11 protein-coding genes are annotated in these 14135 nt (G+C 27.6%); 5 read left to right on the forward strand and 6 right to left on the reverse strand.

The genetic code is table 11. The annotated features are described in order from the left end of the window. Positions 1–48: 48 nt before the first annotated feature. From CHL78_RS01830 to CHL78_RS01840, 3 genes are all read right to left on the reverse strand, one after another. A complete protein-coding gene (locus CHL78_RS01830; protein WP_116041167.1) occupies positions 49–1002 on the reverse strand; it encodes a calcium/sodium antiporter in 954 nt (317 codons plus the stop codon). 134 nt (positions 1003–1136) lie between these two features. Further along, a complete protein-coding gene (locus CHL78_RS01835; RefSeq protein ID WP_243446350.1) occupies positions 1137–2750 on the reverse strand; it encodes an AbgT family transporter in 1614 nt (537 codons plus the stop codon). A gap of 301 nt (positions 2751–3051) precedes the next feature. Beyond that, a complete protein-coding gene (locus tag CHL78_RS01840) occupies positions 3052–6153 on the reverse strand; it encodes a helicase C-terminal domain-containing protein (RefSeq protein WP_094366880.1) in 3102 nt (1033 codons plus the stop codon). 152 nt (positions 6154–6305) lie between these two features. On the opposite strand from CHL78_RS01840, the gene pdaA reads away from it, so the two are divergent. Continuing rightward, the gene (gene pdaA, locus CHL78_RS01845; RefSeq protein ID WP_094366881.1) at positions 6306–7133 is read left to right on the forward strand and encodes a delta-lactam-biosynthetic de-N-acetylase; all 828 of its coding nucleotides are present in this window, start codon (positions 6306–6308) and stop codon (positions 7131–7133) included. A 74-nt stretch (positions 7134–7207) separates the two neighbouring features. Here pdaA and CHL78_RS01850 read toward each other — a convergent pair whose 3' ends face one another. Further along, positions 7208–7720: a hypothetical protein gene (locus CHL78_RS01850; protein ID WP_094366882.1), complete on the reverse strand. Its 513-nt coding sequence runs from the start codon at positions 7718–7720 to the stop codon at positions 7208–7210. Positions 7721–7839: 119 nt separating this feature from the next. Between CHL78_RS01850 and CHL78_RS01855 the strand changes: the two genes are divergently transcribed. Together CHL78_RS01855 and CHL78_RS01860 are read left to right on the forward strand one after the other, a co-directional pair. Next, positions 7840–8829 (forward strand): zinc dependent phospholipase C family protein, encoded by a 990-nt coding sequence (locus CHL78_RS01855; RefSeq protein WP_094366883.1) that lies wholly within the window; start codon positions 7840–7842, stop codon positions 8827–8829. Between the two features lie 144 nt (positions 8830–8973). Continuing rightward, positions 8974–10389, forward strand: a complete 1416-nt coding sequence (locus CHL78_RS01860; protein ID WP_094366884.1) for a CehA/McbA family metallohydrolase — start codon at positions 8974–8976, stop codon at positions 10387–10389. Between the two features lie 12 nt (positions 10390–10401). On the opposite strand, the gene CHL78_RS01865 is transcribed toward CHL78_RS01860, so the two are convergent. Both CHL78_RS01865 and CHL78_RS01870 read right to left on the reverse strand, forming a co-directional pair. After that, positions 10402–11358, reverse strand: coding sequence for a SpoIVB peptidase S55 domain-containing protein (locus CHL78_RS01865; protein ID WP_158540616.1), 957 nt, complete (start codon positions 11356–11358; stop codon positions 10402–10404). Positions 11359–11656: 298 nt separating this feature from the next. After that, positions 11657–12466, reverse strand: a complete 810-nt coding sequence (locus CHL78_RS01870) for a MerR family transcriptional regulator (RefSeq protein ID WP_094366886.1) — start codon at positions 12464–12466, stop codon at positions 11657–11659. 81 nt (positions 12467–12547) lie between these two features. Between CHL78_RS01870 and CHL78_RS01875 the strand changes: the two genes are divergently transcribed. Both CHL78_RS01875 and CHL78_RS20950 read left to right on the forward strand, forming a co-directional pair. Continuing rightward, positions 12548–13885: an MATE family efflux transporter gene (locus CHL78_RS01875; protein ID WP_094366887.1), complete on the forward strand. Its 1338-nt coding sequence runs from the start codon at positions 12548–12550 to the stop codon at positions 13883–13885. Positions 13886–13967: 82 nt separating this feature from the next. Next, positions 13968–14114: a hypothetical protein gene (locus CHL78_RS20950; RefSeq protein WP_199533971.1), complete on the forward strand. Its 147-nt coding sequence runs from the start codon at positions 13968–13970 to the stop codon at positions 14112–14114. Positions 14115–14135: the final 21 nt, after the last annotated feature.

The following is a 14135-nucleotide window of genomic DNA, read 5'->3' on the forward strand; positions in this document are numbered from 1 at the left end:
ATATAAAAGGCATAGCACAAATAATACTTTGTGTTATGCCTTTTTCTTTTATTTCCTTATTATTATAAATGCCATATATACAACATACATAAGTGCAAGTAAGAAACCTTCTGGCTTACTAATACTCTTTTTAGTTGTTGCAAATATATATGTAACAATACTTAATACTACCATAGCAAACATATCTACAAATACTATTGGCTGTATTGAAATATCATGTATAAATGATGATATACCTAATACAAATAGTATATTAAAAATGTTAGAACCTACAACATTTCCTATAGCTATATCACTTTCACCTTTTCTTGCAGCTATTACACTTGTTACAAACTCTGGTAGTGATGTTCCAATAGAAACAATCGTAAGACCTACTAAATTCTGACTCATTCCCCAGGAAATAGCTATATCACTTGCAGAATCTACTACCATATTACCGCCTATTAGTATGCCTAATATACCTAGTACACTAAATATAACCGCCTTGCTCATAGGCATACTTTCATCCGCTTTTTCTACATTCATTTCTTCTTTTGATGTTATAGCCATTTCAATTAAGTAATACATAAATATCGCAAACAAAGCTAATAATACCAAACCATCAGCTCTAGTTAATGCATTTAAATTATATCCTTGAAACTTTGTATCATGGGCTAATACCATTAATATTAACGATGCTAATATAGCAAATGGAAACTCTTTTATTATTGTACTTTTTTGTACTCTTATCGGATTTATTATCGCAGCCACTCCAAGCACTCCAAGTAAATTAAATATATTAGAACCAACAACGTTAGCTATCGCCATTTCATTTTGACCATTTAATGCAGCTGTAACACTTACTGCTGCTTCAGGAGCACTAGTACCAAATGCAACAATAGTAAGACCTATTATCAAAGTCGGAACTTTTAATGCCACTGCTATTGATGAAGCCCCCGATACAAACGTATCTGCACCTTTTATCAAGAGTACAAATCCTATTAACAATAATATGTAGCTCATAACTTTCCTCCACACTTTAATTATTTAAAATCATTCCTATAATTTATTTTCTCTAAAGTGCTAAAAGTTATTCAAGAACTTATATTTATAAAATAAAAAAAGCACTTCTTTTTAAAGAAGTGCTTCTAGATTTCTTATGCTAAAGGATAAACTAGTCCTGCACCAGGTCCTAGTGGTAATCCTAACATCATCCATATTCCTAGTAAGATTATCCATCCTATTAAGAATATTATTGTGTAAGGTACCATAGTAGATATTAATGTTCCTATACCTGCTTTTTTATCATGCTTTTGAGCAAATATAACTATCATTGCAAAGTAACTCATAAGTGGTGATATTATATTTGTAGTTGAATCACCTATTCTATATGCAACTTGAGTTAACTCTGGAGATATACCTAATTTCATAAACATTGGTAAGAATACTGGAGCCATTATAGCCCACTTAGCAGAAGCTGATCCCATAAATAAGTTTATGAATCCTGCAAATAATACGAATACTACCATAAGAACTATAGAGTTCATATTCATTGATCCTAATAAGTTTGCACCTTCTATTGCAAGTATCGTACCTAAGTTAGTGTATGAGAAGTATTGTACGAATTGTGCCATTATGAATGCTAATGCTATATATCCACCCATTGAGCTCATCGCTTTACCCATTTCAGTACATACATCTCTATGATTTTTAAATTGTCCAGATGTTCTACCATAAACTATTGCCGCTACAAAGAATATCATAGCCATTATAGGAACGAATCCATTCATTAATGGAGAGTGATCTATTATAGAGTTCACAAAACCTTTTTCTGCTTCAATTGCTGTATTTCTTAATACTGAATTCGGCATTAATACTATTCCTACTATAGCAATTAATATTATTAATATAGTAAAGTTAGTAATTTTTAATGCCTTCTTTTCTTTATCTGATAAGTTTCTTAAATCATCATCATCTTTAGATAAAGTTGATCCACCTTTTACAGCACCTAATCTAGGTTCTACTATCTTATCTGTTATAAACCAACCTAATAAAGTTATTAAGAATGTAGACGCTATCATAAAGAACATATTAGATGTTGCTGTTACTGTATAAGTAGGATCTATCATTCTTGCTGCCTCTGTAGATAAACCAGCAAGCATTGGATCTATTGTACCAACTATTAAGTTTGCACTGAATCCTCCAGAAACCCCAGCAAATCCTGCTGCAAGCCCTGCAAGTGGATGTCTACCAAATGACATAAATATTAGTGCTCCAAGCGGAACAAGTACAACGTACCCTGCATCACTTGCTATATTTGACATAACCCCTAAGAACACTACCATTGGTGTTACTAATTGAGCTGGAGTTATTGCTACTGTCTTTTTAAGTAAAGCAGATATATATCCACTTCCCTCTGCAGTACCTATACCTAACATACCAACTAAAACCATTCCTAATGGTGCAAAGTTAACGAAGTTAGATATTGCATTCTCTAGCATATAAATTATACCTTCTCTTGATAGTAAACTTACTGCTGTTATTGTTTGAAGTTCTAATTTATTTGTAGTTCTATTTATTAATTCACCTTCTACTGATAGTCCTGAAGCTGCTGCTACTGCAGATATAATCATAATTGCTAAACAAAATATTGAGAATAATGCCACTGGATGCGGAAGCTTATTTCCTACTATTTCTATACCGTCTAAACACTTTTGGAACAAGTTTTTCTTTTTTAATACTTGATCTTTTTCCATTTGTTTTGTATTCATTTTTTTCTCCCTCCCAAAATAATTTTCACATAAAATTTTTCTTTTATATTATATTTATATATTACATCATTATTCTGACAATTGTCAACAGAAATGTATCAAATTTTCAATAAATTTAAATAACACTAATATATTCTTTCAATTTTGTTTTTTTACTTTAAATTCTTTAAATTATAAATAATCTAAAAAGCCTAGTATTTATAATATACTAGGCTTTATTTTTCTTTTATATTTTTCTATTAAGTTTCATATTCTTGAATTATTTATAATAAATCCTTCATTTTACATACAATGACATCATTTATTTTTTTAACTCTAATTTTATTTTATCCTTATTTATTAAATAAGTTATATCAAAATACTTTACTTTGAAAGTTTTTCTACTTTCATCCATATTAAAAGCTTGTATTTTAATACTCCTATTTTTCATTTCTTTATTTATATACTTTTCTAGCTCAGTTTCTTCTTTGTTCTTTATATATTCCAGCTCTTCAAATACATCTACTACGGATGACTTCAAAATCATTGACCTACATCGTCTAAAGTGGTTATTAATGTAATAATCAATATTTTTAATACTCATACTATATATTTTACAACCATGTAAATCTTTTTCTAACTTCTTTAAATTATTAATATTTGTTCCTGTGTTAAAAATTATAAAGCATCCATAATCATACTTGCTTCTAAGAAGCCTTCCCATAGCTTGTTTTACTTTTATAGCCATCTGTGGATAATTTAGGGAGTTATAGGTCTTATTATATTTTTTTATTATAGTAGAATATAGAGGATCCCTAGGATTTAGATTCGGTATTTTATCTAATGTTACACAAGTTAATCCATCACCAGGAACATCCACTCCTTCAAAGCATCCTTTTGAACCCAATACCACACATCTTTTGTTAATATCTTTTAAATATTTTATCCCTCTTTTATTCATATATATCTCAATATTTTTTAAGTGTAGTTTATCTTTTAAATCTTCATATGTCTTTTCTTGCCTTTCCTTGCTGTTAAACAGTGATAACATATGACCTTGTGTAGTTTCCGCAGTATTTGCGATAAAATCACTCATCTCTTTCGTAAAATCTTTATTTTGATAACTACAAATGTCTGATACACCTATCACTCCAACTCTACTTTGGTAATCATAAAGTGGTTCTATTACTTTTTCAATATTATCAACTCTATTTATTCCTAAAGTATTCTTAAAGTAATTCATTCTATTTTGTACACTTAATGTTGCTGATAAGAATATTCCATTCGATAATGTAGCCAATATATTTTCTTCAAATAAATCTGCTAACTTCAGTGGAACTACTCTAAATTCAAAATTTTTATAGCTTTTATCTATTTCTACTATTCTTGCAAAATCATCTTCTTCACTATACTCCATAAATATTTGCAAGGTATTTTTTATATCCTCTATATCTTTTACTCTAGACTTACCAAATTTATAGATATCTTCTTCTTTATCTACATTATCATCATCTATATAGTTTTCTATAGTAATTATAGTTGAGGCCAAGTTTCTAATTATACTTTCACAACTAGCTTTTATCTTTTCGCTATATTCCTTATAGTATATTTCTTTTTTTTGATTATCTCTATAAACACTTCCTGCAACTTCGTCAGATTGAAGATTCAACTCCCATCTCAAGTTGTATCTACTTATATCTTTATAATCACTGTGGTTTCCAAAATCAAGTATTGAGTTCATTTCCTCAACTATAAAGTTTATATTTCTACTTATCTTATCTTTGACCTCTCTTGTAATTCCTATATGATTATAAAATTTATCAAAACTTTTATTTCTTTTAAATCTTTTATTTGCTAAATCATAAGCAAAAGGACTATTTTTTATATTTTCATAGGGATATATCTCTTGTAAAAAATATCTTAATGATCTTGATTCAACAATACTAGAAAAAAAGTCATATCCCTTTTCGACTAGGTTATGTGCCTCATCTACAATAATATTTTCTATAGGTTTCTCTTCCTTATATGGCCATTTAGATAGCAGTGAGTGATTTATTACAGTTATATCTTCTTCCTTCAGCTCTTCTACTCTTCTTTTATATAGACAATTTTTAATACATTTTTTAGGTCTACATAAATTAGGATCACAGCTAATATGTCTTATATGATTCTCCAAACTATCAAAATGATTTATAATCCAATAGTTAATTTCTTCAATATCCCCATATAAACCTTCTTCAACTAATCGTTCTAAGTACAATAGCGCTATAATATCTTCACTGCTACTTTTTGATGGAGAATAGTCCATTATATAAGACTCCAACTTCTCGACACATATATAGTTATTTTTACCCTTAATGTATCCATAGCTTATCTTCTTATTTAAACCTAGAGAATTTATTACATTTGGAATATCTTTATTTATTAATTGAATTTGTAACTCCTTGGTATCTGTAGAGATTATTATCCTTTTTTTATTAAGATGCGCTTCTAATATTGCAGGAAGAAGATACCCTACACTCTTACCAATTCCAGTAGGAGCTTCTATACTAGCAATCTTTGGCCCTGCCTTACTACCATCAAACAATTCCCTTATAGTTTTTGTAAGTTCATACTGACCTGGTCTATATTCATATATAAACCCTTCCTTACTAGCCCATATTTCTTTATCTTTTAAAAGTTCTTCATACTGTTTATTTTGACTATAAATCTTTCTTATAATTTCCTTTTCTTTTGAAATATTTTCACTATTGAGTATTTCCTCTTCATATATAACATCTAAATTACTCCCCAACTTGTAGTCGGCATTTTCAATGAACTCACTCCATTGCCATGGAGGCAAACTAAATCTTCCTAGCTGAGAGTTAATTTTAAAAGATATAGGTTCTAGACTGCTTTTCTCTTTTCTATTAAGTCTCATAAGAAGAGCATTAACAACCTTTACAGCATCTAGACTATCATCTAATGCTCTATGCTTTTCATCTATTTTTTCATTCGTTAATACTTTCTTTAAATAATCTAAGCTGTACTCTTTATGGTACGGTTCTAAAATTACAGCTAATTCCATAGAATCAATAATTTCATTCTTAATCTTAGGCATGTAAAACTCTAAAAAACTCTTTTCTAAGCTAGCATTATGGCAAATTACTTTATAATCTTCAAGAAATACCAAAAGATCTACTTCTACATCATGTACTTTTTTTCCTTTAGAAAAATCTTCCTCAGATAATCCACTACAAAGAGAAAGTATCTCTAGTGGTATTTCTTTGTTATTTTTAACTAATGTATAAAATCTTGAGATTTCTCCATTTTTTATTTTTATAGCTCCTATTTCTAATATTTCAGAGTTTATAGGATCTAATCCACTTGTTTCTATATCTAAAAAAACAACATTGTCTAATAAACTAATAATGTTTAAGTTCATTTCATATTTCCTTTCAATCAACTTTATTATAAAAGTTCGTAACTACTATTATAATATAAGCTTCCCAAAAATCATATTAAGGAATAATTTTAAATAAAATTTTGAACTTAGGTAAAAATATAGTAACAATATTCATTATAAGAGGTGACAATATGAATCAAAATAACAAAGTTAGAAATTATTTAATAATAGGAGTTTGTATGCTTCTCTTTGGTACCTTAATAACTATTAATTCTAGCTTAACTTCAAAATCTATGACTCAGCTTGTAAATCCATCGCTTAGCACTCAGGAATACAACTGGTACTTTAATCCTAGAAATGATGGTAAACAGCCAAATCCAATACAAGAAGCTAATTTTTTTAGAAATTATAGTTCCTATTATGTTGGTGATCCAAATGAAAAAGTTATATACTTATCATTTGATGCAGGGTATGAAAGCGGAAATACAAATAATATTTTAGATACCTTAAAAAAACATAATGCTCCAGCACAGTTTTTCGTTGTTGAGAGCTATATCAAGAATAACCCTGATATAATAAAAAGAATGGAACAAGAAGGCCATTTGGTTTGTAATCATTCTAAGAGCCATAAATCTATGGCATCTATTAATGATTTAGATGAATTTAAAAAAGAGATTTTAAGTGTTTCTGAAGCATATAAAGAGGTTACCGGAAAAGAAATGCCTAAATATTTTAGACCACCTATGGGCAAGTTTAGCGAGACTTCTTTAAAAAATACACAGGACTTAGGTTATAGTTCAATATTTTGGAGCTTCGCATACGTTGATTGGTATGAAAATAAACAGCCAACACACGAATATGCAAAGGATAAAATCTACTCTAGAACTCATCCAGGTGCAATAGTTTTACTTCATCCTAATTCTAAAACTAATACTGAGATATTAGATGAAGTATTAACTCACTGGGAACAAGAAGGATATACATTAAAAACTTTAGATTATTTAACTAAGAAAAAGTAATATAGTAATTTGTTTGTATCAAAAAAGGTGATTACTCACATTTATTTAATATTTGAGTAATCACCTTTTATTTTTTAAATTTTCCAAGCATCTATATATATGTTTTTTCCTTTAAAATTGGCTACCCAGTATGGCTTATATATACTCTTAACCTCTCTGATATTTATATTTTGAACGCTAAGTCTATCCATTCCATCGTTTTTATATTTTTTTCCTAAAAAGTAAATTATTTGATCTTTAACTCCCTCTATGATGTCGTCATCTTTTATTCTAGATTTTTTTATACAACTTTTAGCCACGTATCTCTTTTCTGTATCAGGCAGTATTTCCACAGACTCAGAGTATCCATCATATGTATTTACAAGCATAGTAATATCATGCTGTTTACTACCATTTCTAAATAGTGTGTTACTTTTTGTTTTACTAGTCACTTCGTACTTTAATATTTTAAACTCAACATATTCTAAATGCATATCTTCGGCAACTGCATTGAACTGAGCTACTTTACTCATTAAAGGCATCTTCCTTAATATATGTTTTATTGCCTCTTTTTTCTTAAGTTTCATACCAACTACTTCAACTAGCATAAATACCTCCTGTGATGTTTTTTACTTTTATAAATTATATTAGTCTAGGTACTACTTTAATGTATGTACAATTAAAAATTACATATTATATATATTATATTTTTAATTTGGAGGTTATTATGCCACGCACTATATCACACTACTTATTTGCAATAGATTGCTATGATAAAATAGAAGATAATAATATGAAAAATATTATCTCTAATAATATAAATTTGTATAAATTCGGATGCCAAGGTCCTAACTTTTTTAATTATTGCAATCATTACTCTTTTGTTAATAATAAAAATCTAAATCTTATAAGTGACCTAATACATAATAGAGATATTAACTTATTTTTTAAAAATATGATTTCTTACTCCATGGATAACAGCTGTATTAAATCAATTTTCAGTAATAATAACCTCTTTGAAGTTACTATATCTTATATTTATGGTTTTTTATCTCACTATATATTAGATAAAAATATGCATCCATATATATATAGGTTACAAATTGACTTACAAGATCAATATAGTAAAAATTCACGCGCCTTACATAAAAGTATTGAAACGCATATAGATAGTCTCCTTCTAGATAAACTAAAAAATCTAAATCCACAGGATTTCAATGAACACACATATTTAGACTTAAGTAATGACGAGTTAATACTCTTATGCGATATGTATAGATTTTTAATAAGCTCAGTCTACAAAAAATCGATTATATATAATGATATTTCAAAATGTATTAACATGTTTTATAAGACGGAGAGTATGCTTAATACTCATAATAAAGTATATTCAAGACCTTATTTATTCGTTAAGAATAGAACTTCTAAAACTAGTCATATTGAAAGCAAGATTTATGACAACCATAAACATTGTGTCAATGACTTATCAAATGAGGATAATTTAACATGGAAAAACCCATTTACTCTTAAAGATAGCTCATCCTCACTTTTAGACATATATAATAACAGCATAGATGAATATATAAAAATAATAAAGTTATTAAACTCATACTTAAGTAATCAAATAACAATGAATGATATTCTTATTGAGATTAATGATAAATCTTATTTCACTAATGAGAATTATAAAAATAACTATGATGTAAAACTATTTTAATATTAAAGTATATATTTTTACTCATTACTAATTTCTCAAATATAAGTACTTACTTAAATCATAATTAATATATATTTTTCCAGTAATCTTATTAATAAATTTTGCTAAAAATATATGTAAATTTACTTTTAAGGGATGACTTATATGATCTATAAAAAAATAGTATTAAGCTTAATTGGATTTGTAATTATTTTTTGCTCTATATCTTATGCTATAGAAAATAACGACAATCAGGTTGAGACTGCAACTAAAGGTACCTCCGCTCCAACTATAAAAACTATAATACCTGCAAAATGTCAGCAATATATTATAGGCAAACCCACTATAGAAGCTTATTTCAAAGATAAAAGTGATATAGATTCTAAAAGCATAAAGATGTATGTAAACTATGAGGATGTAACTGAAAACTGTAATATTGATGAAGAAAAAATAACATATACACCTAGGAAGAAATTCAAACGCGGAAATCAAATAGTAAAAATCGAGCTTATTGATTTAGCAACAAATAAAAATAAACAAGTGTATGAATGGTATTTTACAGTAGGAACTCCTGTTTATAATCAATATAGAGGGCTACTTCATTCTCATACTAGCGCGAGTGATGGTCATGGTACTTATGATGACGCCTATTATATGTCAAAATACAAATCTAATTTAGATTTCTTTGCTATAACTGAGCACTCTAATCTATTAGACAATAAAGAAAGCTGCTCTATTAATAATGCAGATAACAGCGAAGAATGGAATAATCTTATTAAATGTCGTGATAAATTTAACCAAAATAAAGATTTCTTAGCTTTAAATGGTTTTGAAATGACTTATAATCATAAAGAAGAAAATCCTATTGGCCATATAAATGTTTATAATTCAGATGGATTTGTTTATGTTGATGATAAAATGACCTTAGAAAATTTCTATGAACTATTATATAGTGAAGAAGATTTAATCGGTCAGCTTAATCACCCTTGCGATAAATTCGGAAAATTTAATAACTTAAAATATTCTCCTCATGGAGATCGCGCCATATCATTAATAGAAGTTGGAAATGGCTATAATGCCGATATGAGTAAAAATATCAGGAGTCATGATATGTATCAACTTGCCCTTGATAACGGATGGCATGTTGCGCCAACTTGTAACCAAGATAATCATAGAGTAGATTTTGGAGTTGCAAATGAATTTAGGACAGTTATTTTGTCAACTGATCTAACCAAAGATGCTATCTTTGATTCAATAAAGAAAATGAGAGTTTATGCCACTGAAGATAAAAATTTAAGAATAGATTATACAATAAATGATCGTCCTATGGGATCTACTCTAGGTGATAAGGCAAAGCTTAACTTTTCTATATGTGCAATTGATAATGACAATAGTGATAAGATAAAAGAGATACAAGTTATAAGCAACAAAGGAGAGATTATTAAAAGTCAAACTTTTAACTCAAATCTAGCTAGACTAGACTTCAGTATTAAATATGCCAAAAATAAATTTTATTATGTTAAAGTTATTCAAAATAATGATAAAATCTCTGTAACTGCTCCTATTTGGACAAAAAAATAAAGATGATGGAAGTTAATCTTCCATCATCCATTGAATATATAATCCAACTCCTTTACTTGGATTTGAACAAATAACATGAGATAAAGCTCCAATTAACTTTCCATTTTGAACTATCGGACATCCACTCATACCTTGAACTATTCCGCCGTATTTTTCTATCAAGTTTTTATCTACTATTTCAAATTCAAAACCCTGAGTCTCAGCAAATTTTTGCTTATGAACCTTGGTTATATTTATATTATAAGATTTCTTTTCTTGATGTTCTTCAATTATTAAATTTGCTAGTCCTTCTTTTACCTCTTTAGCATAAGCAACTTTATATATATCTTTATTTTCTAGTATATTATCTCCTATTATCTTTCCTTTCGCTCCAAACTCATTTATTTTATTTATATTACCTTGGCTAGAATTCTTCTTTTCTCCATATATATTTCCAATCTCAGATGTTTTTGATTTAGTTATAATAGGCGAGTTGCATAAAAAAATATCACCTTTGTCTATTAAAATATTATTTCTATCACTTATATCTACATCATGTGCTACAGCTGCAAAAGAGTTATCTTCTTGATTAATATAAGTTAATGAAGCCGAAAAAGGAACTATTTCTGTAAAATACGAAGGACTAATTTCTTTTTTACCGATATATATTTTTTTATTTTCATTATTTCTTTTTACTTTAACTTCTATTTGTTCTTCTTCATCCATATTTAGTATTATCTCTAATATATCTTTTCTTTTTAAATCAACTATTTTATATTTTCCACAAGCTTTTTGAACTGCTTTACCTTCAATGCTTTCAATTAAATCATATTGTTCAAATTTATTACTTTCATTATCTTTTTTGTAGTACATAAGATTACTTGTACTGATATTTATTTGTAAAAGTTCTCCTCCGACTATCACTTCTTGTGGGAGTTTTTCTTGTTTTTGCATTGAATAAATATTTTTTGGTAATAATATTAATGTCATTAAAAAAATAATAAAAAAAAGATTTTTGATGGTAATCCTTTTGGATTGATTCATGTATATCTCCTTTCTTTTATTTTTTAATCTTTATGTGTAATCTTATTATATGTAAATATAAAGTCATTATAATAGTGAGTCATTTTATAAAAATAAAAATAATGGTACTTAAGTATTAAGTACCATTATTATAAAAATTAATCCGCTCATTTTTATATTTAACCAAGACATTTTTAAGTATAGATAATATATCTATACTTTATAATATTATTTTTTTATCTTTTTGTGCATATTTAGACATTTTTTATTTTTTTACTAGAACTTGAATTTCAGTGATAAACTCTTCAACATCTCCAGTCTCATGTATGTCAATTTTGTAAATTTCTATTGGATCTTTTAAAATCTTATAATTATTTTCTTCAACAAAATTTAGTATTTTTTTTAGGTAATGACCATTATTATTATAGCTTCCTCTATAGCTAATAGTTACATAATAACCTTCATCTACAACTATATTATAAATCTCTTCTACTTCATCTAAAAAACAAAATATTGATTTAAATTCATTAAATACACCATTTTTTACAGAGTCAAAATTAAATACTGATCCCAAATTGTTATTACCTAGTATATCAAATCTGTTCTCATACTCTTTTTGTAGTTTTTGAATCAAAAAATCAAACTCTTCATCTCTTTTTATATCGACATTCAATTTTAAAGCTTTTCGCTTTGGTATATGTATTACTTTTATTTCATCATATATTGATTTAGTCATCGTATTATTTATCGAGTTAAGTCTCTTATTTATATTATCCCTGTGGCCTATAAGTAGATCTATCTTAGCATTTATTAAGTCAATTTCCTCTTCTAATATCTTGTTCGTTGATTCTATAGTTCTATCATCTAGGTACTCTTTAATTTTTTTCATAGGAAAATCTAAGCTTCTAAGTTCCTTAATCAAATTCAGCTTCCAAATATCTGATATATTGTACATTCTATATCCATTTATATCTCTAAATGGTTTAAGTATACCCATTTCTTCATAGTACATTAAAGAATCTCTTCCAATGCCATATATTTTAGATATTTCACCTATTTTATAATAATCTTTCATATTTTCCTCCATAAATTTAAAATTCCCTTTGACATTGGTATTATACCATAGTTTATTATTAATATTAAAGGAGTGATAATTATGGATACAAATTTGTCTATCAATGAAGATTTAAGTTTAGGCAAAAAATTCTTTAAGTTTTTAGCACCATCTGTAGTTGCAATGTGGGTATTTTCCCTTTATACAATGGTGGACGGAATATTTGTTAGTAAAGGTGCAGGCGAGTTAGCCTTAGCTTCTGTAAATATTTCAATGCCATTTATTAATTTTATCTTTGCAATTTCTATACTATTTTCAACAGGTGCTTCAACTATAATAGCAATTTACTTAGGAAAAAAAGATATAAAATCTGCAAACGAAACTTTTTCCTTAAATATGGCAACAATAATAATTCTATCAATTTTAATAGCAATATTTACTCTTTTAAACATTGATAAGTTAGCTACATTTTTAGGTGCAACAGATTCTACAATGTCGATGGTTAAAGAGTATTTAGGTATAATAATTATTTTCAATGGATTTTTCATTGTTTCTTATTCATTAGAGGTCATAGTAAAAACTGACGGATTCCCAGTCCTTGCAACTGTAGGGGTACTTATTTCCGCAATTAGTAACGTTATATTAGACTATTTTTTTGTAATTGAATTCGGATGGGGTGTAAAGGGAGCTGCAGTAGCAACTGGTATTTCACAAGTGTTTTCAACTATATTTTTCCTATCACATTTCTTTAGAAGTAAGTCTACTCTTAAACTGTCAAAGTTTAAGTTTAACTTCAACACGATTAAGAGAATTCTATTTATAGGTTTCCCAGATTGTACTACTGAATTAAGTGGCGGAATAATAATAATGCTATTTAATCAAAATCTACTTAGATTTATAGGAGAAGATGCTCTTATTTCTTATAGTGTTATCTGTTATGTAAATACATTAGTGCTAATGACAATGATTGGTATTACACAAGGTATGCAGCCTCTAGCAAGTTATTACTACGGACGTGAGGAGCTTGATAATGTAAAGAAGCTATTTAAGATGGGTATAGTATCAGTTATTGTAGCATCAGTACTTATATTTGCTATTTGTATGTTCTTTACTCCAAATATTGTTTCACTATTTATAAGTCCTAATCAAGTAGAATTATTCAAAAAGTCCATGGACGTATTTAGAATATTCTCTGTATCTTTCTTATTTATGGGCTACAATGTATTAATCTCTGGATTCTTTGCATCAATAGAAAAGCCAGTATACTCTACTATAATTTCTCTAGCAAGAGGTCTTGTTATAATGGTAGTATCATTAGTAGCTACTATATTAATATTTGGAGGAAATGGAATTTGGATGTCTAGCACAATATCCGAGTTTATATGTATTTTTATTTCAATAATAATATTAAAGAAAAATTTATCATTATTTACAAATTAATATAAAACTGTAAATCTCTTTTATTTATATTTTTCACTTAGATGTGCAATATATTAATAGTTCAATATTTAGGAGGTTCAACATGGAAAACAACAGCTGTCAATCAAAATTTGAAATAGCCAGTATTGGAAAAAAAGAAGAAGATGCTATCAAGAAAGCTGAAAATCTTATAAAAGAAGAAACTGGAAAAGATTTCGTAATGATAGCTTGGGAAAAAAGATTACATTAATTCTATTAAATAAAAAGGTCT

This window comes from Romboutsia weinsteinii, from assembly GCF_002250835.2.
Taxonomy (GTDB): domain Bacteria; phylum Bacillota; class Clostridia; order Peptostreptococcales; family Peptostreptococcaceae; genus Romboutsia_A; species Romboutsia_A weinsteinii.

What these genes read in the sequence shown, in the direction of transcription:
- CHL78_RS01830 (WP_116041167.1), bottom strand. Translation starts at nt 1,002, where the DNA reads ATGAGCTACATATTATTGTTAATAGGATTTGTACTCTTGATAAAAGGT.
- CHL78_RS01835 (WP_243446350.1), bottom strand. Translation starts at nt 2,750, where the DNA reads ATGAATACAAAACAAATGGAAAAAGATCAAGTATTAAAAAAGAAAAAC.
- CHL78_RS01840 (WP_094366880.1), bottom strand. Translation starts at nt 6,153, where the DNA reads ATGAACTTAAACATTATTAGTTTATTAGACAATGTTGTTTTTTTAGAT.
- pdaA (WP_094366881.1), top strand. Translation starts at nt 6,306, where the DNA reads ATGAATCAAAATAACAAAGTTAGAAATTATTTAATAATAGGAGTTTGT.
- CHL78_RS01850 (WP_094366882.1), bottom strand. Translation starts at nt 7,720, where the DNA reads ATGCTAGTTGAAGTAGTTGGTATGAAACTTAAGAAAAAAGAGGCAATA.
- CHL78_RS01855 (WP_094366883.1), top strand. Translation starts at nt 7,840, where the DNA reads ATGCCACGCACTATATCACACTACTTATTTGCAATAGATTGCTATGAT.
- CHL78_RS01860 (WP_094366884.1), top strand. Translation starts at nt 8,974, where the DNA reads ATGATCTATAAAAAAATAGTATTAAGCTTAATTGGATTTGTAATTATT.
- CHL78_RS01865 (WP_158540616.1), bottom strand. Translation starts at nt 11,358, where the DNA reads ATGACATTAATATTATTACCAAAAAATATTTATTCAATGCAAAAACAA.
- CHL78_RS01870 (WP_094366886.1), bottom strand. Translation starts at nt 12,466, where the DNA reads ATGAAAGATTATTATAAAATAGGTGAAATATCTAAAATATATGGCATT.
- CHL78_RS01875 (WP_094366887.1), top strand. Translation starts at nt 12,548, where the DNA reads ATGGATACAAATTTGTCTATCAATGAAGATTTAAGTTTAGGCAAAAAA.
- CHL78_RS20950 (WP_199533971.1), top strand. Translation starts at nt 13,968, where the DNA reads ATGGAAAACAACAGCTGTCAATCAAAATTTGAAATAGCCAGTATTGGA.